At 68.6% G+C, this 25,346-nt stretch carries 27 protein-coding genes; 8 read left to right on the top strand and 19 right to left on the bottom strand.

Annotated elements, in window-relative coordinates:
• Positions 1 to 125: 125 nt before the first annotated feature.
• Together ACW7G3_RS05300 and ACW7G3_RS05295 are read left to right on the top strand one after the other, a co-directional pair.
• Positions 126 to 908, top strand: a complete 783-nt coding sequence (locus ACW7G3_RS05300) for a formyltransferase family protein (protein WP_456981528.1) — start codon at positions 126 to 128, stop codon at positions 906 to 908.
• A 1-nt stretch (position 909) separates the two neighbouring features.
• Complete coding sequence (locus ACW7G3_RS05295) at positions 910 to 1,689, top strand: polysaccharide deacetylase family protein (protein WP_456981526.1); 780 nt, start codon at positions 910 to 912, stop codon at positions 1,687 to 1,689.
• A 33-nt stretch (positions 1,690 to 1,722) separates the two neighbouring features.
• On the opposite strand, the gene ubiB is transcribed toward ACW7G3_RS05295, so the two are convergent.
• The 5 genes from ubiB to oleC form a co-directional block, all read right to left on the bottom strand.
• Complete coding sequence (gene ubiB / locus ACW7G3_RS05290; protein WP_456981524.1) at positions 1,723 to 3,390, bottom strand: ubiquinone biosynthesis regulatory protein kinase UbiB; 1,668 nt, start codon at positions 3,388 to 3,390, stop codon at positions 1,723 to 1,725.
• Entirely contained in the window at positions 3,387 to 4,037 is a 651-nt protein-coding gene (locus tag ACW7G3_RS05285) for a ubiquinone biosynthesis accessory factor UbiJ (RefSeq protein ID WP_456981522.1), read from the bottom strand. Before ACW7G3_RS05285 ends, ubiB begins: the two co-directional genes overlap by 4 nt.
• 134 nt (positions 4,038 to 4,171) lie before the next feature.
• A complete protein-coding gene (locus ACW7G3_RS05280; protein ID WP_456974423.1) occupies positions 4,172 to 4,336 on the bottom strand; it encodes a DUF1328 domain-containing protein in 165 nt (54 codons plus the stop codon).
• A 125-nt stretch (positions 4,337 to 4,461) separates the two neighbouring features.
• Entirely contained in the window at positions 4,462 to 5,457 is a 996-nt protein-coding gene (oleD, locus tag ACW7G3_RS05275) for a 2-alkyl-3-oxoalkanoate reductase (protein WP_456981520.1), read from the bottom strand.
• Positions 5,454 to 7,139, bottom strand: a complete 1,686-nt coding sequence (gene oleC / locus ACW7G3_RS05270) for an olefin beta-lactone synthetase (RefSeq protein ID WP_456981518.1) — start codon at positions 7,137 to 7,139, stop codon at positions 5,454 to 5,456. The genes oleD and oleC overlap by 4 nt, the downstream gene beginning before the upstream one ends.
• Positions 7,140 to 7,395: 256 nt before the next feature.
• On the opposite strand from oleC, the gene ACW7G3_RS05265 reads away from it, so the two are divergent.
• Entirely contained in the window at positions 7,396 to 8,058 is a 663-nt protein-coding gene (locus ACW7G3_RS05265; RefSeq protein WP_456981516.1) for a TenA family protein, read from the top strand.
• Between the two features lie 217 nt (positions 8,059 to 8,275).
• Here ACW7G3_RS05265 and ACW7G3_RS05260 read toward each other — a convergent pair whose 3' ends face one another.
• The 8 genes from ACW7G3_RS05260 to ACW7G3_RS05225 form a co-directional block, all read right to left on the bottom strand.
• Positions 8,276 to 8,695 carry an OsmC family protein gene (locus ACW7G3_RS05260; protein ID WP_456981514.1) on the bottom strand — a complete coding sequence of 140 codons (420 nt, stop codon included), beginning with the start codon at positions 8,693 to 8,695 and terminating at the stop codon, positions 8,276 to 8,278.
• Positions 8,696 to 8,739: 44 nt separating this feature from the next.
• Positions 8,740 to 9,663 carry an alpha/beta fold hydrolase gene (locus ACW7G3_RS05255; RefSeq protein WP_456981513.1) on the bottom strand — a complete coding sequence of 308 codons (924 nt, stop codon included), beginning with the start codon at positions 9,661 to 9,663 and terminating at the stop codon, positions 8,740 to 8,742.
• A 208-nt stretch (positions 9,664 to 9,871) separates the two neighbouring features.
• Positions 9,872 to 10,168 carry a type II toxin-antitoxin system RelE/ParE family toxin gene (locus ACW7G3_RS05250; RefSeq protein WP_456981511.1) on the bottom strand — a complete coding sequence of 99 codons (297 nt, stop codon included), beginning with the start codon at positions 10,166 to 10,168 and terminating at the stop codon, positions 9,872 to 9,874.
• Between the two features lies 1 nt (position 10,169).
• On the bottom strand, positions 10,170 to 10,454 hold the full coding sequence (locus ACW7G3_RS05245; RefSeq protein ID WP_456974409.1) for a ribbon-helix-helix protein, CopG family: 285 nt from the start codon (positions 10,452 to 10,454) through the stop codon (positions 10,170 to 10,172).
• Between the two features lie 163 nt (positions 10,455 to 10,617).
• Positions 10,618 to 11,412, bottom strand: a complete 795-nt coding sequence (locus ACW7G3_RS05240; RefSeq protein ID WP_456974407.1) for a TSUP family transporter — start codon at positions 11,410 to 11,412, stop codon at positions 10,618 to 10,620.
• 112 nt (positions 11,413 to 11,524) lie between these two features.
• The gene (locus tag ACW7G3_RS05235; RefSeq protein ID WP_456974405.1) at positions 11,525 to 12,541 is read right to left on the bottom strand and encodes a 3-oxoacyl-ACP synthase III; all 1,017 of its coding nucleotides are present in this window, start codon (positions 12,539 to 12,541) and stop codon (positions 11,525 to 11,527) included.
• A 108-nt stretch (positions 12,542 to 12,649) separates the two neighbouring features.
• Positions 12,650 to 12,961, bottom strand: coding sequence for a DUF4156 domain-containing protein (locus ACW7G3_RS05230; RefSeq protein WP_456974403.1), 312 nt, complete (start codon positions 12,959 to 12,961; stop codon positions 12,650 to 12,652).
• Positions 12,962 to 13,095: 134 nt separating this feature from the next.
• Positions 13,096 to 15,966: a M16 family metallopeptidase gene (locus ACW7G3_RS05225; protein WP_456981509.1), complete on the bottom strand. Its 2,871-nt coding sequence runs from the start codon at positions 15,964 to 15,966 to the stop codon at positions 13,096 to 13,098.
• A gap of 72 nt (positions 15,967 to 16,038) precedes the next feature.
• Between ACW7G3_RS05225 and ACW7G3_RS05220 the strand changes: the two genes are divergently transcribed.
• On the top strand, positions 16,039 to 16,761 hold the full coding sequence (locus ACW7G3_RS05220) for an SDR family oxidoreductase (RefSeq protein ID WP_456981507.1): 723 nt from the start codon (positions 16,039 to 16,041) through the stop codon (positions 16,759 to 16,761).
• A 33-nt stretch (positions 16,762 to 16,794) separates the two neighbouring features.
• Here the strand turns inward: ACW7G3_RS05220 and ACW7G3_RS05215 are convergent, their stop codons facing one another.
• Positions 16,795 to 18,633, bottom strand: coding sequence for a fibronectin type III domain-containing protein (locus tag ACW7G3_RS05215; protein ID WP_456981506.1), 1,839 nt, complete (start codon positions 18,631 to 18,633; stop codon positions 16,795 to 16,797).
• A gap of 124 nt (positions 18,634 to 18,757) precedes the next feature.
• Between ACW7G3_RS05215 and ACW7G3_RS05210 the strand changes: the two genes are divergently transcribed.
• Both ACW7G3_RS05210 and ACW7G3_RS05205 read left to right on the top strand, forming a co-directional pair.
• Positions 18,758 to 19,222 (top strand): tRNA (cytidine(34)-2'-O)-methyltransferase, encoded by a 465-nt coding sequence (locus ACW7G3_RS05210; RefSeq protein ID WP_456981504.1) that lies wholly within the window; start codon positions 18,758 to 18,760, stop codon positions 19,220 to 19,222.
• Positions 19,223 to 19,447: 225 nt separating this feature from the next.
• Entirely contained in the window at positions 19,448 to 20,032 is a 585-nt protein-coding gene (locus tag ACW7G3_RS05205) for an OmpO family porin (RefSeq protein WP_456981503.1), read from the top strand.
• A 104-nt stretch (positions 20,033 to 20,136) separates the two neighbouring features.
• On the opposite strand, the gene ACW7G3_RS05200 is transcribed toward ACW7G3_RS05205, so the two are convergent.
• The 5 genes from ACW7G3_RS05200 to ACW7G3_RS05180 form a co-directional block, all read right to left on the bottom strand.
• Positions 20,137 to 21,162: an NAD(P)H-dependent glycerol-3-phosphate dehydrogenase gene (locus ACW7G3_RS05200; protein ID WP_456981502.1), complete on the bottom strand. Its 1,026-nt coding sequence runs from the start codon at positions 21,160 to 21,162 to the stop codon at positions 20,137 to 20,139.
• 4 nt (positions 21,163 to 21,166) lie between these two features.
• Positions 21,167 to 21,700, bottom strand: a complete 534-nt coding sequence (gene secB / locus ACW7G3_RS05195) for a protein-export chaperone SecB (RefSeq protein ID WP_456981501.1) — start codon at positions 21,698 to 21,700, stop codon at positions 21,167 to 21,169.
• 72 nt (positions 21,701 to 21,772) lie between these two features.
• The gene (locus ACW7G3_RS05190) at positions 21,773 to 22,210 is read right to left on the bottom strand and encodes a rhodanese-like domain-containing protein (protein ID WP_456974387.1); all 438 of its coding nucleotides are present in this window, start codon (positions 22,208 to 22,210) and stop codon (positions 21,773 to 21,775) included.
• Between the two features lie 69 nt (positions 22,211 to 22,279).
• Entirely contained in the window at positions 22,280 to 22,699 is a 420-nt protein-coding gene (locus ACW7G3_RS05185; protein ID WP_456981499.1) for a hypothetical protein, read from the bottom strand.
• 31 nt (positions 22,700 to 22,730) lie between these two features.
• Entirely contained in the window at positions 22,731 to 23,189 is a 459-nt protein-coding gene (locus ACW7G3_RS05180; RefSeq protein ID WP_456981497.1) for a YiiD C-terminal domain-containing protein, read from the bottom strand.
• A gap of 72 nt (positions 23,190 to 23,261) precedes the next feature.
• On the opposite strand from ACW7G3_RS05180, the gene ACW7G3_RS05175 reads away from it, so the two are divergent.
• Entirely contained in the window at positions 23,262 to 24,092 is an 831-nt protein-coding gene (locus ACW7G3_RS05175) for a uroporphyrinogen-III synthase (RefSeq protein ID WP_456981496.1), read from the top strand.
• Positions 24,089 to 25,324: a heme biosynthesis HemY N-terminal domain-containing protein gene (locus tag ACW7G3_RS05170; RefSeq protein ID WP_456981495.1), complete on the top strand. Its 1,236-nt coding sequence runs from the start codon at positions 24,089 to 24,091 to the stop codon at positions 25,322 to 25,324. The genes ACW7G3_RS05175 and ACW7G3_RS05170 overlap by 4 nt, the downstream gene beginning before the upstream one ends.
• Positions 25,325 to 25,346 lie beyond the last annotated feature (22 nt).

Raw genomic sequence — 25,346 nt, 5'->3', positions numbered from 1 at the left:
CAGGGGCATGGCATGAATCGGCCCCGTTTTGCGTACACCTTGGTGTATGCCGCTGAATCCGGACAATCGCCGCGCCAACTACCAACCGCCGGGCCGGCGTTTACGGCCGTGGTGGGGCGGCTGAGGTGCGCACGGTCCTGATCTGCCATGCGGGCGCCGAGTTCGACCAGCGCGGACTGGCGCCCTGGCTGGCCTCGTTCTCGACACTGGCGGGCATCGTGGTGCTGGATGAGAGGGCGGTGCAGAAGCGCCGCCGCTACCTTCGCGAATATCGCAGGGTCGGGGCGCTGGGCATGGTCGACGTGGGGGCGATGCGGCTGTACCAGCGCCTGTTCCACCACGCTGCCAATGCTGCCTGGATGCGCGCGACCCTGGCGGAAATGGAACGCCGCTACGGCCCGGCGCCGGAAGTACCGCAACTGCGCGTCGCCAGTGGCAACGACCCTGCGGTCGTCGCCTTGCTGCGTGACCTGCGCCCGGACATCGTCCTGGCGCGTTGCAAGCAGCTGCTGTCAAAGCGGGTGTTCTCGATCGCCCGGGCCGGCACCCTGGTGATGCACCCGGGGATCTGTCCTGAGTACCGCAACGCCCACGGCTGCTTCTGGGCGCTGGCCGAGCGCGACCTCGAACGCGTCGGAATGACCTTGCTGCGCATCGACGCCGGCATCGATACCGGACCGGTCCTTGGCTATTACCGCTGCCCGTTTGACGAGCGCCGCGAAAGCTACGCCGTGATCCAGCGCAAGGCTGTATCCGACAATCTCGACGCGCTGGCCTGCCGGTTCGCCCAGATCCACGCCGGCACCGCCGAACCGATCGACACCCGCGGACGCCGCAGCGGTGAATGGGGTCAGCCGCGGCTGAGTCGCTACCTGCGCGCACGACGCGCACTGCACAACGGGAAATGAGATGGCGATCGCGAGCCTGATGTACCACGACATCGTTGCCAACGGCGACTGGGACGCCAGCGGCTTCGCGGGTCCCTCGGCCGCTTCGTACAAGTTCAGCCACGACGCGTTCGAGCACCAGCTGCAGGCGCTGGCACGGACCGGCCTGCGCTTCCCACGTGTCAGCGACCTGGGCAGCGATGCGCGCGACGCCTGCCTGATCACCTTCGACGACGGCGGCGCGAGCGCGGTGGATGCCGCGCGGCGGCTCGACCGCCATGGCATGGCCGGGCACTTCCTGATCACCGGCGCCCGCGTAGGCACGCCCGGCTTTGTCACCACCGCCGATCTGCGCGCGCTGATCGGCGGCGGGCATGTGGTCGGCAGCCATTCGCACACCCATCCGGCGGACATTTCCCGGCTTGCCGCCGACGCGCTCGCCGCCGAGTGGCGCGACAGCGTGGCACTGCTGTCGGACCTGACCGGCCAGCCGGTGGAGGTAGCGTCGGTGCCCGGCGGCTTCCACTCCACGCGCGTGGCGCGCGCGGCGGCGGAGGCCGGCATCCGGTACCTGTTCACCTCGGAGCCAACCATCACGGTCGGACGGGTCGCCGACAGTCTGGTCCTGGGCCGCTATGCGCTGCAGCGCGGAGTCGGTCCGGCACAGGTCGCCGACCTCGCCACCGGCCGCAGCGGCGCGCGTGCCCGGCAGTGGCTGATGTGGAACCTCAAAAAGCCGGCCAAGCGCTTCGCCGGACCGGTTTACCGCTCACTGCGCAGGCGCGCTTTCAGCGGCGCCTGACCCGGCCTCGTTGCCAGACGGCTCCGCAGGAGTTCAACCGCGCCGCCAAGCGGCCATCAGCGCGGCCACCCCGCCCAGCCCGGCCGCCCAGGCAGCCACGGACACGCCGGCTACCGCCGGTCCTCCGGCTTCAAAGCCATAAAGGACCGCGGCCGTCACCAGCAACCCTGCCCCGGCGATTGCCGACACCGCGCGCCGCTGCAGCGCGCGGATCTCGCCGGTCAGTGCCACCAGGTCGTTCGAGCGCATCTGCAGCTCGTGCCGGCCCGTCACCTGCTGCTCCAGCCAGGCGTGCACCAGGCGCGGCATCTCCGGGGTCTTCGTCACCAGCTCGGGCAGGCGCCGGCGAAACTCGCGGGCCAGCCGGCGCGGGCTGTATCGCTCGGCCAGGATCCGTTCCAGCACGGGGCGGGCGACGGCCCAGATATCGATCTTCGGATCCAGCAGCCGGCCCAGGCCCTCGATGCTCAGCAGCGTCTTCTGCAGCAGGATCAGCTGCGGCTGCAGGGTCAGCTCGTATTTCTGCGCGGTGCGGAACAGCTTGCCCAGTACCTCGGCCAGCGAGATCTCCGCCAGCGGCCGGGTGAAATACGGCTCGCACACGCCGCGGACCGCGGCTTCCAGCTCGTCCAGGCGCACGTTGGCCGGCATCCAGCCTGCCTGCAGATGCAGTTCGGCGATGCGCCGGTAGTCGCGGTTGAAGATGGCCATGAAGTTCTCGGCCAGGTAGTACTGATCCTCGCTGGAGAGCTGGCCCATGATCCCGAAATCAAGGGCGATGAAACGCGGATTGTCCTTGCGCGTCTCGTCCACCCAGATGTTGCCGGCGTGCGCATCGGCGTGAAAGAAATTGTCGCGGAACACCTGGGTGTAGAACACCCGCACGCCCTTGGCCGCCAGCGCACGGCGGTCGATGCCGGCCGCATCCAGCGCGGCCACATCGTCACTGGGAATGCCGCGCACCCGCTCCAGCGTCAGCACCCGCTCGGCGGTGTGCGACCACAGTGGCTCGGGCACGTAGAGGTCATCGGAGCCCAGCCAGTTGCGCCGCAGCACCGAGGCGTTGGCGCCCTCGCGCTGCAGGTCCAGCTCGGCGGCCAGGGTGTTCTCGATCTCGGCCACGATCTCGCGCGGGCGCAGGCGGTGGGCGCGCGGATGGGTGCGCTCGACCAACGCGGCGATGCTGTTGAGCAGGGCGATGTCGGCAGCCACCTGCTGTTCGATGCCCGGCCGCAGCACTTTCACCACCACCTCGCGCGGGGCAGCACCGTCTTCACCCGGCAGCGTGGCCGCATGCACCTGGGCAATGGAGGCCGACGCCAGCGGTTCGATGTCGAAGCTGGCGAAGGCCTCGTCGATCTTCCGCTCCAGCGCCTGTTCCACCAGCGCGCGCGCGGTGTCGCCATCGAACGGCGCCACCTGGTCCTGCAGCAGGGCCAGCTCTTCGGCGATATCGGGCGGCACCACGTCGCGGCGGGTGGAGAGGATCTGGCCGAACTTCACGAACAGCGGGCCCAACTCCTGCAGGGCCAGGCGCAGGCGGGCGCCGCGCGGCATGGCCTGCACTTCGGCCGAGGCCCGCGGCACGAACGGGCGCATCAGTTTCAGCCAGCGCTCGGCCGGGCTGCCTTCCAGCAGCGAATCCAGCCGGTAACGCAGCAGCACGCGGCCGATGCGCGAGGCCCGCAGCAATGCACTCATGCCTTGGCGCCTGCTGCGCTGCGCAGTCGGCGGATGCGCGCGTCCAGCCGTTCCACGTCGTCGCGCAGCACGTCGACGTCTTCATGGAATGCTTCCAGCTCGGCGCGGGCCACTACGTCACGGGATTCCTCGGTCACGTACTCGGCGGCGCTGCGGGCGAGTGCCTGGCCGGTCACCTTCGCCTGGCGCAACGCACCGGCCAGGCCCTGGGCGATCTGCACGCCGATGACATCGCCAAACACCTCGGCGAACGGCGCCTCCCAGTCCGGGTCGAAGCCGCGGGCCAGCGCCTGCACCCGTCGCGCCAGCTCGGCGTCACCCTCGATCCGCATCCGCCCCACCGGCGCGCCATCGCCCGGACGCAGGCCGGGCAGCTGCGACAGCAGCCCGGCAAGGGTGCTGCGCACGGCAAGGTCCGGCTCCTGGTCCTCTTCCACCGGGCCCACTTTCAGCGAACGGTCCTGGACGGTCAGCTGCAGTGCCAGCGGCGGCGAAGCCAGCCGCAGCACCAGACGGCGTCCCTGCAGCGGACCCAGGGCGTCCCGGGTGTCGGGATCCAGCGCCAGGGCGCGCTCAAGCGCTCGCTCCAGGGCGCGCCCGGCCAGCGGCTTGAGCGAAGACAGGGGGGAACGGGATTGGTCGACCATGGCGGCATTGTAGCCGTGGCGCGGGCGTGCGTTGCCTTGCTGCAGGCATGAAAAAGCCCGCCGTCTCCGGCGGGCCTTGAGCGGGCTTTCAACCTCGGCTCTGCTGGACGGACCCGGGTCCGCCCAGCAGGTGATCAGACTCTGGGACCGCGGCCCCGGATGAGCGAGATCACCGCGATGATCAGGAACACAACGAACAGGATCCAGGCAACATTGCCCAGCGCGCCTGCAATGCCTGTCAGTCCGAGCACCGCAGCGATGATGGCGAGAACAAAAAACAGCACGGCATAGTTAAGCATGGTGTCGACCTTCCCCTTCGGGCGTGTGGGATACGGTTTCGATCTTGCCGGGGGTGAAGTATTCAGCTGGTGATGAAATCCGCCCTGCTGGGGATAGGTTCAGCGTTGTCGGGCTGCCGTGAAGATCAGCCTTGCCGCCACGCCCGGGCCAGGCGCTCAAGCCCTTCGGCGATGGAGACGCTCGGCACATAGCCGAAGTCACGCGTGGCCGGCGCCATGTCATACCAGTGGGTGGTGCTGAGCTGTTCGGCCAGGAAACGGGTCAGCGGCGGCTCACCCGGCAGGCGCAGCAGCGGCCACAGACCTTCGCTGACCGCACCGATTGCATAGGCGACCCGGAACGGCACGGTCTTTTCGACCGGCGGCGCGCCGGCCGCGGCCAGCAGGCCATTGAGGATCTCGCGTACCGGCCTGGGCTCGCCGTTGCTGATGAAGTACGCCTTGCCGGCGCAGGCAGCGCCGGGCGCCAGGTGCTCGAACGCCTTGAAATGCGCGTCTGCGGCGTTGTCGATGTAGGTGGTATCGATGCGGTTTTCGCCGTCGCCGACGAAGCGCAGCCGCCCCGCGTTCGCCCGCTCCACCAGCCGCGGGAGCAGCTGGTTGTCACCCGGCCCCCAGATCAATCGCGGGCGCAGCGCCACGGTGGCCAGTTCCGGCCCGTTGGCTGCCAGCACGGCCTTCTCGGCTATGGTCTTGGTGGTGGCATAGGGCGCCTTGAAGCCGCTGCCGTAGGGCACCGTGTCCGCGGTTCCGCCCTCCACCGGATGGGTCTTGCGGTGGGTGACGCTGGGGGTGGAGGTGTAGACCAGGCGCCCGATGCCGTGCGCACGGCAGGCATCCAGCACGTTCTGCGTGCCGACCACGTTGGCCTGGTGGTAGCTGTCGTAGCTACCCCACGCCCCGGCCTTGGCCGCGTTGTGGAAGATCGCTTCCATGCCCCGGGCCGCGCCCAGCACCGCCTCGCGGTCGGCGAGGTCGCCGCGCACCTGGCCCACGCCCAGCGCATCCAGCTCCGGGTAGTGGCCACGGTTGAAGCTGGTGACCTCATGCCCCTGTTCGACCAGCCCGCGACACAGCGCCTGGCCGAGGAAGCCGCCGCCGCCGGTGACCAGAATTTTCATCGTGCCCCCTTTTTGCGCACGCCATCGCCTTCGGGCGCCCGGCGCAGGCGCATTCCGGCCCAGGCGGCGAGCTTTTCGCGGCCGATCTTGGCGTTGTGGCGGATATCGACCGGAAAGCCCGGGTGGAACAGGAAAGTCTGCACGCTTGCGGTGTGCACGAACCCTTTGCCGAGGTGGCGAAGTTCGGAAACGACCCGCGCCTGCTCGCCCATGCCCACGCCGGGATGCAGCTCCACGCACAGCACCGGCCGTTGCGCCTGCCGGTCGCCCACGCCAACCAGGGCAGTGCGACGCACGTCGGGATGGGCGTCAAATACAGGCTCCACCTGCTCGGTGCACAGCGTGCCCCCCCCGGGAGTGATCACCCGGTGCGATTTGCGCCCGCAAAACCACAGCCGGCCCTCGGCGTCGAAATAGCCCAGGTCGCCCATGCGGTGGACGATGCGCTCGGTGCCATCCGGCAGCACCTCACGGACCTTGGCCAAACGGGTCTGTTCGTCGCGGTTCCAGTAGGTGTCGGTGGCGGTCGGACCGGCCACGGTGATTTCGCCGATCAGGTCACCTTGGACCACCAGATCCTCGGACCATTCCGGGATCGCGTCATCGCGTACACGGATGATGCGCACCTCGTTCGGCGGCACCGGGCGACCCACGCAGGTGCCGGCGCCATGCCGGGTGCGCCCGCGCAGCGCGATCAATTCTCTTCCTTCAATGACCGAGACCGGCAAGCATTCGGTGGCGCCGTAGGGCGTCCAGAAGCCGGCGTCTTCGGGCAGCAGTTCGTGCATGCGCGCAACCACCTCGGCCGGTACCGGCGCACCGGCCGAGGTCACCCGCCTGAGCGAGGGCAGCGGCTTGCCGTATTCGGCCAGCACCCGCATCAGCGCGGGCGAGCCGAACAGCTGGTCGACGCCGAAGCGCTCGATGGTGGCATGCAGCTTCACCGGGCTGGCCTGGGCCGGGCGCGTTGGATCCATGTCGGGGATGATCGAGGTCAGGCCGAGCGCGGGGTCGAACAGGGCGAACGGCGGGAATGTGGGCATGTCCACGCCACCGGCCTCGATGTCGAAGGCGCCGCCCAGCATGTCGATCTGGGCCATGAAATGCCGGTGGCGGTACACCACGCCCTTGGGCACGCCGGTCGAACCGCTGGTGAACAGGATGCCGGCCATGTCGTCGGGCGCCGTATCGGTGAGCTGCGGACCGGCATCGGCGCCTTCCTGCTCCACCTGGGCCAGCGTGGCATCGGCCAGCCAGGCGCGCCGGCCTGTGGTGATACGCACGCGCGTGGTTTTCTTCGCCCAGCCCAGCAGGGTGCGCGCGAACATCGCCAGGGGAATGCCGATGAAGGCATGCGGCTCGGCTTCGTCCAGGCACTGCTTCAGCGCGCGCTTGTCGATGCCCGGATCCACCAGCACCGGCACCGCGCCGGCCTTGAACAGGGCGAACATCAGCAGGAAGAACTCGGGCGTGGGCCGCACCATCACCACCGTGCGGCTGCCGCGGACAATGCCGCGCTTGGCCAGGCCGGCGGCAATGGCATCGCTGCGGCGGTCGAGTTCGCCGTAGGTCAGGGCGTCGGCGTATCCGCCATCGCGGCCGGGATAGCGCATGGCGATGCGTTCGGGCGCTTCGGCGGCCAGCCGCGGCAGGGCGGCGGCAATGTTGCATGTATCACTCATGCCCCGATTATCGCCGCTCCCGCCCATCACCGCTGCTCTCGCCCATCCCCTGCGTAGGAGCGCGCCATGCGCGCGAAGCCGCGTGAATTCCATCGTTACCGCAAGACTTCGGCCACGACGCGGTTGCCCAAGGTGCGTTTCAGGCCATGTGTCACGCGGCTTCGCGCGCGTGGCGCGCTTCTACGGGACGGAGGTGGATTGCTTACCATATGCGGTTTGCGTTACTCGTCCTTTTGCCACGGGAGCATCACCCCCCATGTCCCTGTTTGAACGCCTCAAGACCACCGCCGCCGCCGACTGGAGCGACTACGTTGACCACGCTTTCGTCCGCGGCCTTGGCGATGGCAGCCTGCCGGAAGCGGCGTTCCGCAATTACCTGGTGCAGGACTACCTGTTCCTGATCCAGTTCGCCCGCGCCCACGCCCTGGCTGCCTACAAGAGCCGCACGCTTGCCGACATGCAGGCCGCGCGCGGCGGCCTGGGGGCGATCCTGGACGAGATGGGCCTGCACCTGCGCGTGTGCGAGCGCTGGGGCCTGTCGGCCGCCGACGTGGAGGCCACCGAAGAGCAGCAGGCCACCGTGGCCTACACCCGCTTCGTGCTGGATGTGGGCATGTCAGGCGACCTGCTGGACCTGCAGGTAGCGCTGATCCCGTGCACCCTGGGATATGCCGAGATCGGCCGCCGGCTCACGCCGGACGGCATCAACGCCATCCCCGCCAACCATCCGTACCGCGACTGGATCGCCGAGTATTCCGGCGATGCATTCCAACAGGCCGGCGCGGCCGCGCACGAGTGGCTGGACGACCTCGGCCGCCGCTACGCCAGCGACAACCGCTATCCGGAACTGGTGCAGATCTTCCGCAAGGCCTCCCGCCTGGAATCCGCCTTCTGGCAGCAGGGCCTGGACGCCGCCTGAGCCGCGCGGCCCGGGGCCCTGCCAAATGGCCGCGCCCTGTAGGAGCGCGCCATGCGCGCGAAGCCGCGTGACGACTGGGCTGCTGCGCAGGGTCGGCGTCGACGGATAACCGGCGCGCCGTCAAACTGCATCACGCGCGAGGCGTCGGTGACAGCCTGGTGACCGAAGTCCCGTGAGGCCGATCGGGTTCACGCGGCTTCGCGCGCGTGGCGCGCTCCTACGACGGAGTGGAGTCCAGGGCGGTGTCGATACGGATTTCGCCGACCAGCAGCTTGTGCACCGGGCAGGCGTTGGCAATCTGCAGCAGGCGCTCACGCTGCGCCGCGTCCAGATCGCCCTTTACGGTCAGCCGGCGGCGGATGTCGTTGCCGGCCTCCGGCTTGCCGTCCGGGTTGAGCTCCAAGTCGACCACCACGTCCTCCAGCGGCCACTGTTTGCGCGCCGCGTACATCTTCAGGGTGATCGCGGTGCAGGCGCCCAGCGCAGAGAGCACCAGCTGCATCGGATCCGGCGCGGTATCCCCGCCGCCCAGCGATACCGGCTCGTCGGCTTGCCAGCGGTGGCCGGCTGGATCGGTCAGTTCAACGATGTAGTCGGTTGCGGTTGATTCCGCCCGCACGCGGGTTACGTTGGCCATGGCTGCTCCTCGGGTGTGCCCGACAGCTTACCCAACCCTCGGGATCAGCCCGCCAGCGGGTTCGCGTCGAGGAAGCGGCGGATCGCCGGCACCAGCACCTCGTGCTTGTCCTCCAGCACGTAGTGCCCGGCATCGTCGAAGGCCATCACTTCGGCCCCCGGCAGGTCCGCCTTGAAGCGATCCAGGAACGGCTGGTCGAACACGAAGTCCTTCAGCCCCCAGCCGATGAAGGCCGGCAGGCCCGCGTACTCGTGCAGGCGCCTGCCGGACTCCTCCAGCAGCGGCCACGCCTTGTCCTTGGGCGACAGCGGGATGTCCTGCATGAAGCGCACGGTGGAGATGCGGTTCTTCCAGCTGTCGTAGGGCGCCACGTAGGCACGACGCACTTCGGGCGGCATCTTCCGCTCCACGCCCAGGCGGGAGGCGCCGCTGGAAAACGCGTTGAAGCCACGGATCACCATCTCGCCCACGTTGTAATCCCGCCCGAGCGCCAGCTGCCAAGGTACGGTCTTGGCCTCCGGCATCGGGAACGCGGCCGTATTGAGGATCACCAGCCGCTGCACCTGGACCTGGTGCGACAGCGCCCAGCCGAAGCCGATCATCCCACCCCAGTCGTGCACCGCCAGGGTCACCGGCCCGTCGATGCCCAGGTGCTCCAGCAGCGCGCCCAGGTCATCCACGCGCGACTGCAGGGTGTAGTCGTAGCGCGGCAGCGCCTTGGGCGCATCGTCCGGCTTGTCCGACAGCCCCATACCCACGTGGTCGGGCACGATGCAGCGGTAGCCTTTACCAGCACCCGGGTCGCTCAGCCCGTTGACCAGGTGCCGCCAGTAGTAGCTCCACGACGGATTGCCGTGGACCATCACCACCACCTCGCCGTCGCGCGGGCCTTCGTCGAGATAGCTCATCTCGATGCCGGGACGGACCTGGAAACGGTGGCGGACAGCGGGGTAGTCGGGGAAGTTCATGCGGCAGCTGGAACGGACAGGGTGGCCAATTGTAGGCCGCAGGGCCCGATTCAACGGAACAGGTGGCCCTGGCTCCCCACAAACGCCTCGCGGATCTCTTCCACCGGCCCAACATTCGCTTCGCATCGCTGATACCGCCATAGCGGATCCGCAGGAAGTCGCCGACCTTTGTTGTCGTCGGAGAGTGTCGCGATCACCGTACCCCGGCTCATCGCTGAGCGTAGCCTGCTTCGCGCTGCGCCCGGATGGCCAAAATCAGCGCTGTATCAATCAACGATATGTAGCGATACAGCGCCACGTATCCGTGCGCGCCCCGGCCGATCAGAAGTTCGCGCATGTCGTCGCCGACCGGCCGGCCGATGAGCGGGTTGTCGGCCAGTACGTCGAAGGCGCTGATGATCTGGCCGGTTCGATCTTCCGCGCCCTCCGCCTCGTAAAGCTCCAGATGCTCCAGGATCCGGCTGAAATCATCGATCACCCCCGACGCCAACCTGACGCGCGTCACCTCAGGGATCCAGCTTTCCGGCTCGGGGCCGCTTCACCGCCTGACCTGCCACACGACCCTTGAGCCAAGCGCGCGCTTCCCCCCAGGGAATGCTCTTTCCAGACTCGATGAATTCGGCGTAGCGCTGATCGGCCACCGCATGGAATTCCGCCTGGCGGGCGGCGAGATCCGTCTTCTCCGCGATCGCCTCCAGGATGAAATTGTGCGAGGTCGTACCCGCCTGTTTCGCCGCCTCCGCCACGCGGGCCTTCAGCTCTGCGGGCAGGCGGATGGTGGTGGTGCTCATGACTACCTCCGGGGAGTAAGCTCCCGGGAAATGTACCACTTCTGTGCTACATGGCGCGACAGGGGACATTGCGGCCTTCGAAACCACTACAGGCGGAGTGCTGAGCAAAACCGGTAAGTCGCGCGGCTCTATGCGCGGGTTGGTTTTCCATACACGTACCGCCTCACCCACCCGGCAGCCAACCCCGAAGCAGCATTCCCAGCGGATTGGCCGGATCCGACAGCAGCTTGGCGGTCAGCGCCAGCGACATCACCACCAGCAGCGGCCGGATCGCGCGGCCGCCCACGCGCAGCGCAAGGCGTGCACCCAGCTGGCCGCCGGCGACGCTGGCCACGGCCATCACCAGCCCCACCTTCCACAGCACGTAGCCGCCCACCATCAGGGTGATCAGGGCGGCAAGGTTGCTGGCCAGGTTGAGCAGCTTGGTGTGGGCGGTGGCCGAGATCAGGCCCATGCCGAACAGCGCCACCAGCGCGGTGGCCATGAACGAACCGGTGCCGGGGCCGAAGAATCCGTCGTAAAAGCCAATCGCGAAGGCGATGGTGACCAGGGCGGTGTTGCCCAGGCGCGCGCGGGTATCGGTTTCGCTGGCCTTGGGACCAAGCAGGAAGTAGGCGGCCGTGGCCACCAGCAGCACCGGCACCAGACCCATCAGGAACGAGGGATCCACCACCTGCAGCGTGAGCGCCCCGCCCACCGACCCGGCGAACGCCGCCACCGCGGGCCACAGGAAGCGGCGGAAGTCGATCCGCCCCTGGCGCGCGAAGGTCAGCACCGCGCTGCCAGTGCCAAAGCTGGACTGCACCTTGTTGGTGGCGATCGCCTGCACCGGCGGCACCCCGGCGGCCAGCAGGGCCGGGATGGAGATCAGCCCGCCGCCTCCGGCCATGGCATCAATGGTGCCGGCGAAGAAGGCCGCCAGCGCCAGCCATGCCAGTACGTCCGCTCCGAATTCCATGGCTCAGCGGCGGCCCGCCAGCATGGCGACGCATGTCATTTCATGTGTTCCCAGACGCAGCAAGGGCCGGACAAGCCGGCCCCCACGATTCAAACTGCATGCAGCCATCGGTTTACCAGACGACCTCGGCCATCGAGCAGTTCAGGCCCGAGCCGATGCCCAGCAGGGCGATGCGGTTGCCCTTCTTCAGGCGGCCCTCCTCGCGCAGCTTGCTGAGCACGATCGGCACCGAGGCGGGACCGATGTTGCCGTGCTCGCCGAAGATGGTCATGACCTTCTTCGGGTCGATGCCCATGGCCTTGGTGAAGGCCTTGGTGTGCGCCTTGCTGACCTGGTGGATGACGAACTCATCCAGCTCGCTCGCCACCCAGCCCAGCTTCTGGCTGGCCACCTGGAAGGTCTTCTGCGCCAGCTTCACGCCTTCGATCAGCAGCAGGCGGGTGTCGGTGATCATGCCGTCGAGGTTGCCGCGGCACAGCTTGTTCCACTCGGTGGCCGCGCGGGTCACGCCGCCCCGGTAGCGGGGCGCGCCCGGGACCAGTTCGGCACGGGCCAGGACCATGGCAGCGGCGCCGGACCCCAGGGTCAAGGTGGCCATCTCGTTGCGGAAATCCTGCTGGGTGACGTCGTCGCGGGACATGCGCTCGAGCGTCTTCTCGTAGGCGAGATCCGCAGTTTCTCCGTCCACCACCAGGGCGTATTCGATCTCGCCGCGCTCGATCATGCGGCCGGCGATGTCCATGCCGTTGATGAATGCCAGGCAGGCGTTGGCGACGTCGAAGTTCTGGCAGGTATCGGGCAGGCCCAGGTTGCCGCTGACGATCGAGGCCGTGGACGGCTCGAGGTAATCACGGCTGACCGAGGTGTTGATCAGCAGGCCGACCTTGTCGGGATCGATGCCGGCATCGGCCAGCGCCTTGATACCCGCCAGCGTGGCGGCGTCGGAGGCCTGCACGTCGCCGTCCCACAGGCGCCGGGCGTGGATGCCGGCGATGTCGCCGAACACGTCGATCCGGATGCCCAGGCGGTCAAGCGTTGGCTTCAGCCGTGCGTTGATTTCATCGCTCGTGAGCCGGCGCGGCGCGTCGATATGGGCGAGGCCGGCGATGGCGACGTGTTGGAACAGCATGGCGATACCGGATACGGAGACAAAAGAGGGTCCATGTTACCGGCTTCCACCCGGCGGCGCATTTTTGGCCAGACCCGGCGTTCAGGATTTGACGAGGGCGGCGGGAGGTCAGCCGCCGCAGCGCCAGGCGGCGAAACGCTGGGTGCCGTTGAGCGGCTCGGTCAGCGCGTGCATGGTGTTGGCGCCCAGGCCGGGGCCCTCGTTGCGGGCCAGGGTTTCCAGCTCGTCGCGCACGCGCAGCTGGTTGCGCTCGATGAAGGCGATGCTGTGCTTCACCGACACCTCCACCTCGCCCAGCTTCTGGCAGCCGGTGGGCGCCGAGGGCGCAATCCGCACCGCGCTGGCACCGGGCGCCATGTGCACCCAGGTGCAGGCGCCAAGGACGGGGGTGAGGACGAGAAGCAGCAGGAACTGTCGCATTGCAGGAACAACCGGTCTGTGGACCCGGTGATAGTGCTGGCTGGCACCGCGGGTGGCAACCGTTCCGCGCCGCCCGCGGAGCCGCCATCCCTCCCCCGTTCAGCAGGAAGGGATGGCGCTGCAGCAGGCCGCGGTCAGTCGCCGGTGACGGGATTGCCGTCGGCGTCGACCACCGAGACTTCGCCAAGACCCAGTTCGCGGATCGGCTGTTCGATCTGCGACAGGTCGCCCACCACCACCCAGGTCAGGGCGGCTGGATCCAGGCCAGCCGCGGCAGCCGTGACCTGATCGGCGGTCATGGCCTCGATCTCGGCGCGGCGCTGGAGCACGTAGTCGTCCGGGCGGTCGAAGCGCACCATCCCGCCGATCTCGTTGAGCACGGCGCGCGCGGTCTCGTACGAGCCGGGCAGGCGACGGATGTTCTGCGCCTGCACCAGTTCGACTTCATCCGCCGTGGCCGGGGCGGCGCCGCCCGCGTACTCGCTGATTTCGCGCTGCAGCTCCCGCAGTGAATCCACGGTCCGGTCGATCTGCACGGCCGAATAGGCCATCCACGGCCGCGGCCCCACCGCGCCGGCGGTCATGGAGTAGGCCCCATAGGACCAGCCCTTGTCCTCACGCAGGTTCATGTTCAACCGCGAGGAGAAAGCGCCGCCGAGGACCGCATTGGCGATCTCCAGGCGGATTGCCCCGGCGTCGGTGCTGGGCGGCACCACCTGGCCGGCGAAGATGTTGGCCTGCACTGCGCCGGGCTGGTCGATCAGGTACACCCGCGCGGCCTGCGGACGCTCCACGTTGCCGACCGCCGGTGTCGCCGGGGCGGGACCTTCACCACGCCAGTCGCCGAAGTGCTTCTCCAGCAGGGGTACCACTTCACCGAGGGTCGTCGCGCCCACCACGATCAGGGTGGCCTGTTCCGGACGCACCCATTCGCGGTGGAAGCCCACCAGGTCATCGCGGGTCAGCGAGGTCACGGACGCCTCGGTGCCGGTGCCGCTGAGCGGGATGGCATAGGGATGGCCCTCGCCGTACAGCAGCGGCGGCAGCACGCGCAGCGCGGCGCCGTTCGGGCTGGCCTGCTCCTGGCGGATGCCGGCGATCCAGCTGGCGCGGACCCGGTCGATCTCGGCCCGGTCAAAGCGCGGCGCGCGGATCATGTCGGCATACAGGGCCAGGGAGGCATTCAGGTTTTCACCCAGCGCGGACAGCCACGCGTTGCTGCCATCCAGGCCCGCACCGGCCACCAGCCGGGCGCCCAGGGACTCGGCGCGGTCGGCGAAGGCCAGCGCATCCAGTTCACCGGCACCCTCGTCGAGCATGCCCATGGTGAAGCTGGAGGTGCCGGCTGGACGGCCCTGGTCGGCGCTGTAGCCGCCACCGAATTCATAGCTGAACTGCACCACCGGCACGTCATGGCGCTCGGCCAGGATCACCGTGGTGCCGTTGGACAGCTGCGCCCGCTGCAGTTCGGGGAACTGCAGGTCCGGGAAATCTTCGGTCTGCGGCACACCCACGCTGCGGTCCACCGTGCTCTCAACCGTGGTGTAGCGCGGATCCGGCTTGGGCAGGACGAACGGCGCGGGAGTCACCGCCGGGTCTTCGGGAAGGATGGTGCGGTCGCCCGGCACCACCACCAGCACGTGGTCGCCGGCGGACAGCCATTTGGCCCCTGCTGCCTTGAGGTCATCGGCCGTGGCGGTGGCAATGCGCTGCTGCGAGGTGCGGAAGCATTCCGGATCGCTTTCCAGCACCGCGCAGCGCGCCAGCACGTCGGCCTTGCCGCCAAATCCGCCGATGCGCTCGACGCCGCGCACGAAGCCGCTGCGCAGCACCGTCCTGGCCTGGGCCAGCTCGGTGTCGGTCGGGCCCTCATCGATCAGCCTGCGCAGTTCTTCGTCGATGGCCGTTTCCACCTGCTCCGGCTCCACGTCGTTGCGCACGTTGGCCTGGATGATGAACTGCCCGCCGAGCTGGCTGCCGCTGGCGTACACCGACACGCTGTCCACCAGCCGGTCCTGGTGCAGCAGGCGGCGGTCCAGGCGCGAGGAGCGGCTGCCACCGAGCACCTGGCCCATGAGCCGCAGGTGCTCGATATCGGCGGTGCCGCCCCGGGCCACGTTCCATACCCGGTACACGCGCGCCTGGGGCACGTTGTCTTCGAAGATGCTGCGGGTCGATTCGTTGCGCTGGGCCACGTTGACCTCGGGCTGGGCCATGTCCGGCCCGGCCGGGATGTGGCCGAAGTAGCGCGTCACCTTTTCCTTCGCGGTGTCCACGTCGATATCGCCGGCCAGCACCAGCACCGCGTTGTTGGGGCCGTACCAGGCATGGAACCACTGGTGCACATCCTCCAGCGTGGCCGCGTCCAGATCGTTCATCGAGCCGATCACGCTGTGCTGGTACGGATGTCCGTCCGGGTACATCTGCCGGTCGATCACTTCCCAGGCCTGCCCGTAGGGCTGGTTCTGGCGCTGGCGCTTCTCGTTCTGCACCACGCCGCGCTGCTCATCCAGCGCCGCCTGGTCGACCGCGCCCAGCAGGTGGCCCATGCGGTCCGACTCCATCCACAAGGCCATGTCCAGCGCGGTGGTCGGCACGTTCTGGAAATAGTTGGTGCGATCGGTATTGGTGGTGCCGTTCATGTCGGTGGCGCCGACCTGCTCGAACGGGGTGAAGTATTCACCCGGGTTGTTCTCCGAGCTCTGGAACATCAGGTGCTCGAACAGGTGGGCGAAGCCGGTGCGGCCCTTGGGCTCGTCCTTGCTGCCCACGTGGTACCAGATGTTGACCGCCACGATCGGCGCCTTGCGATCGGTGTGCACGATCACCCGCAGCCCGTTGGGCAGGGTGAAGCCGTCATGGGCGATATCCACCGCTGGGGCCTGCGAAGCATCCTGCGCGTAAACAGGCTGGGCGGGCAGTGCAGCAGCCAGGGCAGCGGCCAGCGGCAGGGCAAACAGCGCGGCGCGGCCGCGGCGCAGGGTGGTCGGGCGTACAGGTGTCATCGCAGATCCTTCGCATTGCACAGGGGTGATAGCGCGCTATCGTAGCCGCATCTTTGCAGATGAGCCGACGCCATGCCGAACCGCCAAGCCCTCGTGACCGGCGCCAACCGCGGCCTGGGACTGGAGTTCACCCGCCAGCTGCTGGCCCGGGGCGACCGGGTGGTGGCCACCTGCCGCCAGCCCGGCAAAGCAACGGCACTGAACCGGCTGGCCGGCGAATACCCGGGCCGCCTGCACGTGCTGCCGCTGGAGATGGCCGAGCCGAAATCCCACGCGGAACTGGTCCGCGAGCTGCCCATGGTGCTGGGTGGGCATGACGATGACAGGCCGGGCCGGCTGGACCTGCTGCTCAACAATGCCGGTGTACTGCATTCGGGCGAGCGCTTCGGCAGCGTCGGGGCGGACCACCTGGACCACAGCTTCCGCACCAACGCCGCCGGCCCGTTCCTGCTGACCCAGGCGCTGGTGCCGCTGCTGGCGGACGGCGCGCGGGTGGTCAACCTGTCATCGCGGCTGGGCTCGATCGCCTCGACGGAACGCTTCGGCACGCCCAGCTACAACATCAGCAAGGCGGGGCTGAACATGGCCACCGCGCTGCTGGCCCTCGCCCTGGCCGATCGCGGCATCGTGGTGGCGGCCTTCAGCCCCGGCTGGGTGCGCACCGAAATGGGCGGCAGCGAGGCCGAGGTGGCACCGGAAGATGCGGTCGCCGGAGTCCTGCGCCAAGTGGACGCTCTGGCCAGCGCCGACAACGGCCGTTTCCTCGGCACAGATGGGGACACCATCCCTTGGTAGCAGCGGCCCGGATTGCACCGGGCCGCCGCAGGGTCACTTCTGGATGGTGAACTCGTCCATCAACGCGCCCGCGACGTCATAGGACCTGTATTCCAGCGTCCCGCCGTCGATGTCGATGACCTGGTAGGTGGCGATATCGGTGAACCGCCTGGCCACGTACGGCGCATCGGTCTGCTTGTACATCTTCGAGCCGGCCACCGACATGATGTAGACCGGGCCTTCGGCCGGCGAGTCGACCACTTCATCGCCCCGCATCGGGAAGGTGCGCAGGTAGGCGTGGTCATCGCCCTGCAGCACCAGGTCCACGCCGTGCTTTTCAAACACCGGCGCCCATGCCGCCTTCTGCTCCGGCTGGCCGCGGTCACCGGGCCGCGGCGAGTACAGCGGGTGGTGGAAGACCGCGAATTTCCAGGTCGCGTCCGAGGCGTCCAGGGTCGCATCCAGCCATTCCACCTGTGATTCCGACTCCAGGTTCGAGTCGAGCACCACGAACAACGTGTCGGCGTATTCCAGCGAATACACGCGCTCGGGCTCGATCCCTTCAGGGCCGTTGCGCGGCAGGTCGAACTGATCGACGTACAGCTCCGCCCGGCCCTGGTCGACCTCGTGGTTGCCGATCGCCGGCACCAGCGGCCGGTTGTCGTAGACCCCGCGGGCGTTGTGGAACAGCCAGTCCCAGTCGTCGCGGCGCTCGCCCCAGTTCACCAGGTCGCCGGCCATCACGTAGAACGCGGCCTGCGGGGTCTCGGCGTGCGCCTTGCGTACCAGTTCGCCCCAGCCGTCCAGGCCGGTCTGCGCGTCGCCCATGTAGACAAAGGAGAACGGCTGGCCCTGCGCCGGACCGGTGTTGAAGCTGCGCTCCTCGACCCACTGCTCGCCATCGCCGATCGCGTAGCGGTAACGGGTGCCCGGCTGCAGGCCCTCCAGGGCCACGGTGTGGCGCATGACCCGGGGATCATTGGCTACGTCCGGGGTGTGCAGTTCCACGCTCTGCGCCTCGACCACCACCGCTTCCGCGCCGGCTTCGTCGGCGACGTAGCGCAGCTGCGACTGGCCGCTGCCGGTGGCGGTGCGCCACTGGATCGACTGGGTGGTCGCGGTGTCTCCGGCCCAGGTCAGCACCACGTGGTCGGCGTCGGCGCCGGCCGGGTACGGGGTAGCGCGGAAGTAGCCCAGCAACGCGGATTCGTTCTCGCGCTTTTCCAGGGTCTGCAGCAGCGGCAGGCCGGCGAGCGCCGGATCGATGGCGTTCAGCTCATCGGTGTCATCGGTAAACACGCGGGTGCCGGCAGTGGCCGCGGCCACGCCCATGGTGTCCGGCCACAGGGCGGAAATCTGCGGCTGGGCGTCACCCTCCGCGGCCGGCGCCACCACGACGAAATAGGGCTTTACCGCTGCCTCAATCGAAGGCACGCCAAGGGCCACCTCGCCGGCCGGCACCTGCATGCTCCAGCCGCGGAAGTCGTCGTCCCCGTCCACCAGTGCATCCTGGCCGCTGGGGGCGAAGCCCCGCTCCTCCAGCCAGAAAGGCACCAGGTCGGAGTCCGGCGAGAGCAGCACGTGGATGGTGGCCGGGGCATCGACGCTGAAGCGCAGGAACCCGGTCGACAGCACCTCCCGCTCTTCATCGGTGGCCAGCGCCAGCGCCTGTTCGGCAGTCAGCGCCTCCAGCGCATCAACCGGAACCTGTTCGATGATCCGGGCCCGGATCGCATCCACCGCGATGGCCAGGTCATCGGCCGCTGGAGCCTCCGCGATCGCGCTGGCGCCAGCGCCGAGCGGTGCGGTATCCGGCGCGCCGGAGCACGCTGCCAGCAGGGCCAGGGCGAGAGCGCCCGGAACGAGTGTCCGCAGGCTGGGTCGAGTCGGCATTGGAAAATTCCTGATCAGGTCAACCTGCCATGTTGCTACCGGGCGATGACGGCCAGCCGACGGAAATATTTCAGTTCCGCGTCACACCGCTGTGCCGAGCGGGACGAAGCCTGATAATCACCCGATGTTCGACATCATCCTCCACCAGCCGCAGATCCCGCCCAATACCGGCAACGTGATCCGCCTGTGCGCCAACATCGGTGCGCGCCTGCACCTGGTGGAACCGCTGGGATTCAGCCTCGACGACCGCCAGCTGCGGCGGGCCGGGCTGGACTATCACGAATACGCGCCGGTGAAAGTGCACGCCTCGCTGGATGCCGCCCTGGCGGCCATCGTGCCGACGCGCCTGTTTGCGCTCAGCACCCGTGGCAGCGTGCCTTACGACCGGCCCGGCTACGACGAAGGCGACGCCTTCCTGTTTGGCTGCGAGACCAGCGGCCTGGCGGAAGCCGTGCTGGAGGCCATACCCGCCGGCCAGCGCCTGCGGTTGCCCATGCGCCCCGGCAACCGCAGCCTGAACCTGTCCAACGCCGTGGCCGTGGTGGCCTTCGAGGCCTGGCGTCAGCTGGGACACCCCGGAGGGCAATAGCCACCGGCCCCAGCTGCAACAGGGACGCAGCTGAACACGGGCGGAAAGTTCCTGTACTTCGCGGTTCAGTATTCAGCCGCCGTTAGCCTACTTCCCTGCACAATCCCTCCTATCGGCCCGGGCGGCCGTGGTGCCTTCAGCACATGAACGCACTCCTCCCCTCCCCCTGCCGCCCGGGCCGACCTTTCAAATAATCATAAATACGCAGAGAAAGGATCTCCCCCGATGAAACAGTCCCTGCTCGCCCTTGGCCTGGCTGCAACCCTCCCGTTCGCCGCCGCAAACGCTGCCGAAGGCGTGTCGTACAACTACGTGGAAGGCGGCTACGTGGCCACCAACAGCGACCTGGATGCCGACGGCTTCGGCGTCAACGCGTCGGTTGCCGTGCACCCGAACTTCCACATCTTCGGCGCCTACGCCAACCAGGAGATCGACCACAGCAGCGATGATTTCGACCAGTGGCGCGTGGGCGTGGGCTACAACCACGAGATCTCCCGCAACGCGGACCTGGTGACCCGGATCGCGTACGAGAAGTTCGATGCCGGGCGGGACTTCTTGGGCAACCGGTTTGATCCCGACGGCTACAGCGTCGAGGTGGGTCTACGCGGCGCGCTGCTGCCAAACTTCGAAGGCCACGCCCTGGTCGGCTACGAGGACTTCTCCTCCGACGACCTGTACGACTATGGCAGCGACTTCTATGGCCGCCTCGGCGCCGTGGTCAAGTTCAACCAGAACTGGGGCCTGTCCGGCGACGTCAAGTTCGTCAGCGGCGACACCCAGTGGTTCGTCGGGCCGCGCTTCACCTGGTAAGCAGCCCGGCTCCAGAGCAATACCTTCAGAGCAACACCGCAAACCGTCTCTCTCTCCCCTCGGAATGCGATCGACCCGGCCGGCAACGGCCGGGTCTTTTTTTGTCAGAACAGCTTGGCCGGATACTCCGCCTTGCGGTCGCGCGCCATCAGCCGGGCCAGGCCCTCGGCCGGGGTGATGTCGCCGTGCAGCACGTCGTGGACGGCGCTGGCGATCGGCAGTTCGATGTCGTGGCGCCGGGCAAGGCGCATGACCTCGTTGGCGGTCTGCAATGACTCAACCACCTGGCCGATTTCCCGCACCGCATCGTCGATCGACTGTCCACGGCCCAGGGCCAGGCCCAGGCGGCGGTTGCGCGACAGGTCGCCGGTGCTGGTCAGCACCAGGTCACCCAGGCCGGCCAGTCCGATCAGCGTTTCCGGACGTCCACCCAAGGCCACGTTGAGCCGCAGCATCTCGTTCAGGCCGCGGGTGATCAGGCCCGCCCGGGCATTGAGGCCCAACTCCATGCCGTCGGCCACGCCGGTGGCCACGGCCAGCACGTTCTTCATCGCGCCGCCAAGCTCGGCCCCGCGCATGTCATCGCCGGTGTAGGCGCGGAACGCCGGGCCGTGCAGCACTTCGGCCACCTGTTCGGCGAACGCCGGATGGTCACCATGCACGGTGAGCGCAGTGGGCAGTCCGGCGGCGACCTCCTTGGCGAACGACGGCCCGGTCACTACCGCCAGCGGCACGTCCGGACCGAGCACCTCGGCCGCTACCTCGTGCAGGAAACGGCCGGAGCCCGGCTCGAAGCCCTTGGTGGCCCAGCACACGCCGGCATCGTCACGACGCAGCGGAGCCAGCGCGCGCAGGGTTGCGGCAAACGCGTGCGAGGGCACCGCCACCAGCACCAGCTCGGCATCGGCCAGCGCCGCCGCCATGTCGGTGGTGGCGCTCAGTTCGCGCGGCAGCTCGATGCCGGGCAGGTAGCGGGCGTTTTCATTGCGCCCGTCAATGCCGGCAATGTTCTCCGCGTCCTTCTCCCAGCCCCACAGCACGGTGGGGAACTGGTGGCGTGCAATCAGCGCGGCGAGCGCGGTGCCCCATGAGCCCGCGCCAAGCACCGCGACCCTTGGCCGCTTGGACATGCGATCAGGCGTTGCCAGCGGTCTCGCTGCCGCCTGCGCCTTCGGCCGCCTGGCCCTGCTGCTCAGCCCGCTTGCGCAGGCCTTCGGCGTACAGCGACTCGAAGTTGATCGGCTGCAGCAGGAACGGCGGGAAGCCGCCGGCCTGGATCAGCTCGCCGATCAGCTGGCGGGCGTACGGGTACAGGGCGTTCGGGCAGTGGGTGCCGAGCATGGCGTCCAGCACCTGCGGCTCGAAGCCGGACAGGGTGAACACGCCGGCCTGCTGCACTTCGGCCACGTACACGGTGTTGTTCTCGTCCAGGCTGCAGGTCAGGGTGATGCCCAGCACCACCTCGTAGCCGTTCTCGCCAACCTTGGTCACCCGCTGGTTGAGGTTCATGTTGAGCTGCGGCTGGGCCTGCTCGTTGAACACCTGCGGCGCCTTGGGCGACTCGAACGACACGTCCTTGACGTAGATCTTGTCGACGCTGAACTGCGCGCCGGCCGGCTGGGTGGGGGCGGCTGCGCCGTTGGTGGTTTCAGGCTGCTGGTCGGCCATGGTGTTCTGACTCCGGGTTCCAGAATGGGGTAAAGAGATCGATTATCGCACTTCGGGCACAGGCAGCGCCGTTCAGCGACGTCCGCGCGCCAGCGGCAGGTCCGCCTGCTGCCAGCCGGTGATGCCGCCATCGAGAACGTAGATGCGCTCGAAGCCGGCCTTTTTCAGCCTGGAGGCGGCACCGCCGGCGGTCTGGCCGGTCTTGCACACCAGCACCACGGGGAGCTTTTTGGCCGCGGCCAGCTGTTTGTTCCCGGGATCGAACTGGCTCATCACCACGTTTTTTGAGCCGGCGATGTGGCCCTTGTCGAAATCCGCGATCGGGCGCAGGTCGACCACCAGGGCATTCTCCTGGTTCACCAGCGGCGCCAGCTCGCCTGGACGCAGGACTTTGAAGCCGCGGAACAGCCGCGCAATCTCGGTGTAGATGAGCGCCACGGTCAGGCCCACGAGGGCCAGGACCAGCAGCTGGTTGCGGCCGGCGAATGCCAGCAATTCTTCAGGATTCACGGGTGTTCCGGGGAGGTTCTGCGGTTGGGGATTGTCGCCCAGCGCGGCGCGGGGCGCAAAGCCGCCAGCTCATTCACCAGGCCACAGGTCCGGCAGGCCGCCGCTGATCCACCACTGCCCGGCAGTGTCGTCGTAGCGCCACTGCTCTGTGTAGCGCAGGGTGCGCTCGGCCATGTTGTGACGGTTGGTCACTCCGATCTCGATCTCCCGCGCGGCAGTGCCGTCGGGAAAGCTGCGCGAGGCCAGCTCACGGTAGGTGGAGATGCGGATCTGTTCGAAGCGCTTGAACTCAAGTTCGCTCATGGGATTGGCCTCCCGGTAGTCGGGATCCACCAGGTTCCATGCGCCTTCGAAGTCGCCCCAGCGGATGGCGGCCGAATAGACGTACTGCATCTGCTCCAGCTCGCTCATCTTCTTGCCACCAGCGCAGGCCGACAGCGCCAGCGCGGCCAGCAGCAGGACCAGGCCCGATTTGATCAGCTTTGACATCGGTTCGTCATTCCTCGGCACAGCGCACATCCTAGTCCCTGGCAATGGCCACGTAACGTGCCCGCCCACGGGTGGCGACGCCGCCTTCGGGCAGCGCAATCTCTACCTGCAGGTGGATGCTGGTCCGCCCGCGCTCGCGCAGCCTGTCGGCAAATCGCACCCAGTCCGTCCCCGGCTCCAGCCGGGCTTCCGCCCGCAGGTCCGCGTACAGGGGTGCCACGTAATCCACCTGGGTGCTGGCCACGAACACGTCCGACTCCCTGCCCGCCGCTTCCGCCTGCAGGGTCACCAGGCCCCACCCGGCCAGGGTCATCAGCGAGGTCAGGCTGCCGCCAAACGCGCAGCCCTTGTCATTCACATGACGCGCCAGCGGCGCGGACAGGCGCAGGCTGGCCCCGTCATAGTGGTTTATCTCAATACCCATGGCGGTCACCGGCGCCATGGCGCGGTAATGGGCAAGCAGGCCTTCCAATCCGGCCGCGGACGTCATCAGCAAAACGGTCTCCATGGTGATCAACAACAGGACTTGCGGGCGCCGCGGACGGCGGCCAAGCTGGCATGCATGACTCCTTCAGACCGCCCGGCCTCCGCACTGCGCGGATGCTACGTCATCTCGCTGCGGCCCGTGGGTGAACACGCCGGCATGCGCAGGGCTGCGGCCGTCCACGGCGCCAGCACGCTTGCCCTGTCGCCATGGCGGCTGGTTCCGCGCGGCGAGGAGGCGCTGCCGGCGCTGCGCCAGGCCCTGGGCGCGACGATCGCCATCTTCACCAGTCCGGCGGCCGTACATGCCGCTGCCGGCATGGCCCCCCTGGTGCCGCGATCCGGCCAGCTGCGCGTGGCCGTGGGCGCCACCACCGCCGCCGCGCTGCGCCGGGCAGGCGTGGCGGAACCGCTGTACCCGCAGCGCATGGACAGCGAGGGACTGCTTGGACTGGCCGCCCTGACGGACGTGGCCGGCCTGGACATCGGCCTGGTCACTGCGCCGGAAGGGCGAAGCTTCCTGACCGAATCACTGCAGGCGCGGGGCGCGCGGGTGCTGCGCGCGGATGTTTACGATCGGGTCCCGGTGGCTCCGGCGCCGCAGGCACTCACCCGGCTGCGCGCGCTTTCCACGGGCACCCCGTTGGTACTGGCCCTCAGCAGCGGACTGGCGCTGGAGATGCTGGTCGACTCGTTGCCTGCGGACATTATCGAGCGGCTGCGCGGGGCGCTGGTGACAGCAGCCAGCGCGCGACTGGTGGAGCTGGCGCTGGGCCTCGGGTTCGAGAAGGTGGTGCAGGGCGCCGACGCGCGGCCTGCGTCGCTGCTCGCTGCGGCTGCATCCGCTGCACACCAAGGCAACAAGCGTGGCGCTAACGTGGCGGCAATCACACCGGAGACTGCCCGATGACCCTGTTTCGCAACCTGATGCTGTGGCTCGTACTGGCGGTGATTGGCGCGGCCCTGGCCTGGATGATGCTCGGCGGCGACCACGGCCAGGTGCTGGTGCGCTACGGCGGCTACGACTACCGCACCACCCTGGTCAACGCGATCGCCATTGGCCTGGCCGTGGTGCTGGTGCTGTGGCTGGCCTGGTGGCTGTTGAGCCTGCCTTTCCGCACCTGGCATGAGCGCCGCGACCAGCGCGCACGGGCCAGCCTGGGCGATGGCCTGGAAGCGCTGCACCAGGGCCGCTATGTGCAGGCGGACAAACTCCTCGCCCGTGCGCGCGACGAGCCCCATGCCGAAGCGGCGGCCCGTGTGGCCGTGGCCCATGCCGCCCATGCACGCGGCGACGCGGCCCGGGCCCGCAGCGAGCTGGACGGCTTTGGCGAACGCCATCCGGCGTCGCGCGCCATTGCCGCGGCCGAGCTGGCCCTCGCCGATCACCGTCCCACCGATGCGCTGGTAGCCCTGGATGCACCGGCAGCCCAGCCGCTGCCGCCGCGCGGACTGGCACTGCGGGCCGAAGCGCTGGCCGTGTCCGGCCAGGCCGCGCAGGCCTATGAACTGCTCGGCGCACTGCGCCAGCAGCAGGCGTTGCCCGAGGCGGCACTGGCCGAATCCGAGGCCCGCTGGGCCGCGGCGTCACTGCGCGAAGCCGGCGACAGCAACGCCCTCGCCGACCGCTGGGAAACCCTGCCCAAGCCGCTGCGCACCACGCCCGAAGTGGCCCTCGCCTACGCCGACCGCGCGGCGGCGCTGGGCTGGGACGAAGCCGCGACCCGGAGCCTGGAACGGGCCCTGGAAGCCGGCTGGAATGAGCCGCTCATCGAGCGCTACAGCACCCTGCCCGGGGGAGACCTGGAGCACCGCACCGCCGCCTGCGAGCGTTGGCTGAGCAGGCACCCGGAGAGCGCCGGGCTGCCGTTGGCACTGTCAAGGCTGTGGGCCAAACAAGGGGACTGGGAGCGGGCCGAAAACCATGCGCTGCACGCCATCGAGCGCGATCCGCGCGGCGGCGGCTGGGAGCAGCTGGGCCACGTCCGCGCCGCCCGTGGGGACGAGACCGGCGCCTGCCAGGCCTATGCCAACGCGCTGCGCGCCAGCCGCGGTGACACCGTGCTAATACCCGCTGCCCATCCGGCTCCCGAACTGGACCCGATCGACGATCCCCTGCTACCTCCGCCGCTGCATCCCTGAGGCCGCGGCGCACGGTGGCTCA

The sequence above is a fragment of the Luteimonas sp. A478 genome, from assembly GCF_054052025.1.
The sequence above is the reverse complement of the archived record's forward strand: the minus strand, read 5'-3'. Positions and strand labels throughout refer to the sequence as shown.

Excerpts from the sequence above, each read along its gene's own strand:
- ACW7G3_RS05295 (WP_456981526.1), top strand. The coding sequence starts at position 910 with ATGGCGATCGCGAGCCTGATGTACCACGACATCGTTGCCAACGGCGAC.
- ubiB (WP_456981524.1), bottom strand. The coding sequence starts at position 3,390 with ATGAGTGCATTGCTGCGGGCCTCGCGCATCGGCCGCGTGCTGCTGCGT.
- ACW7G3_RS05285 (WP_456981522.1), bottom strand. The coding sequence starts at position 4,037 with ATGGTCGACCAATCCCGTTCCCCCCTGTCTTCGCTCAAGCCGCTGGCC.
- ACW7G3_RS05280 (WP_456974423.1), bottom strand. The coding sequence starts at position 4,336 with ATGCTTAACTATGCCGTGCTGTTTTTTGTTCTCGCCATCATCGCTGCG.
- oleD (WP_456981520.1), bottom strand. The coding sequence starts at position 5,457 with ATGAAAATTCTGGTCACCGGCGGCGGCGGCTTCCTCGGCCAGGCGCTG.
- oleC (WP_456981518.1), bottom strand. The coding sequence starts at position 7,139 with ATGAGTGATACATGCAACATTGCCGCCGCCCTGCCGCGGCTGGCCGCC.
- ACW7G3_RS05265 (WP_456981516.1), top strand. The coding sequence starts at position 7,396 with ATGTCCCTGTTTGAACGCCTCAAGACCACCGCCGCCGCCGACTGGAGC.
- ACW7G3_RS05260 (WP_456981514.1), bottom strand. The coding sequence starts at position 8,695 with ATGGCCAACGTAACCCGCGTGCGGGCGGAATCAACCGCAACCGACTAC.
- ACW7G3_RS05255 (WP_456981513.1), bottom strand. The coding sequence starts at position 9,663 with ATGAACTTCCCCGACTACCCCGCTGTCCGCCACCGTTTCCAGGTCCGT.
- ACW7G3_RS05245 (WP_456974409.1), bottom strand. The coding sequence starts at position 10,454 with ATGAGCACCACCACCATCCGCCTGCCCGCAGAGCTGAAGGCCCGCGTG.
- ACW7G3_RS05240 (WP_456974407.1), bottom strand. The coding sequence starts at position 11,412 with ATGGAATTCGGAGCGGACGTACTGGCATGGCTGGCGCTGGCGGCCTTC.
- ACW7G3_RS05235 (WP_456974405.1), bottom strand. The coding sequence starts at position 12,541 with ATGCTGTTCCAACACGTCGCCATCGCCGGCCTCGCCCATATCGACGCG.
- ACW7G3_RS05230 (WP_456974403.1), bottom strand. The coding sequence starts at position 12,961 with ATGCGACAGTTCCTGCTGCTTCTCGTCCTCACCCCCGTCCTTGGCGCC.
- ACW7G3_RS05225 (WP_456981509.1), bottom strand. The coding sequence starts at position 15,966 with ATGACACCTGTACGCCCGACCACCCTGCGCCGCGGCCGCGCCGCGCTG.
- ACW7G3_RS05220 (WP_456981507.1), top strand. The coding sequence starts at position 16,039 with ATGCCGAACCGCCAAGCCCTCGTGACCGGCGCCAACCGCGGCCTGGGA.
- ACW7G3_RS05215 (WP_456981506.1), bottom strand. The coding sequence starts at position 18,633 with ATGCCGACTCGACCCAGCCTGCGGACACTCGTTCCGGGCGCTCTCGCC.
- ACW7G3_RS05210 (WP_456981504.1), top strand. The coding sequence starts at position 18,758 with ATGTTCGACATCATCCTCCACCAGCCGCAGATCCCGCCCAATACCGGC.
- ACW7G3_RS05205 (WP_456981503.1), top strand. The coding sequence starts at position 19,448 with ATGAAACAGTCCCTGCTCGCCCTTGGCCTGGCTGCAACCCTCCCGTTC.
- ACW7G3_RS05200 (WP_456981502.1), bottom strand. The coding sequence starts at position 21,162 with ATGTCCAAGCGGCCAAGGGTCGCGGTGCTTGGCGCGGGCTCATGGGGC.
- secB (WP_456981501.1), bottom strand. The coding sequence starts at position 21,700 with ATGGCCGACCAGCAGCCTGAAACCACCAACGGCGCAGCCGCCCCCACC.
- ACW7G3_RS05185 (WP_456981499.1), bottom strand. The coding sequence starts at position 22,699 with ATGTCAAAGCTGATCAAATCGGGCCTGGTCCTGCTGCTGGCCGCGCTG.
- ACW7G3_RS05180 (WP_456981497.1), bottom strand. The coding sequence starts at position 23,189 with ATGACGTCCGCGGCCGGATTGGAAGGCCTGCTTGCCCATTACCGCGCC.
- ACW7G3_RS05175 (WP_456981496.1), top strand. The coding sequence starts at position 23,262 with ATGACTCCTTCAGACCGCCCGGCCTCCGCACTGCGCGGATGCTACGTC.
- ACW7G3_RS05170 (WP_456981495.1), top strand. The coding sequence starts at position 24,089 with ATGACCCTGTTTCGCAACCTGATGCTGTGGCTCGTACTGGCGGTGATT.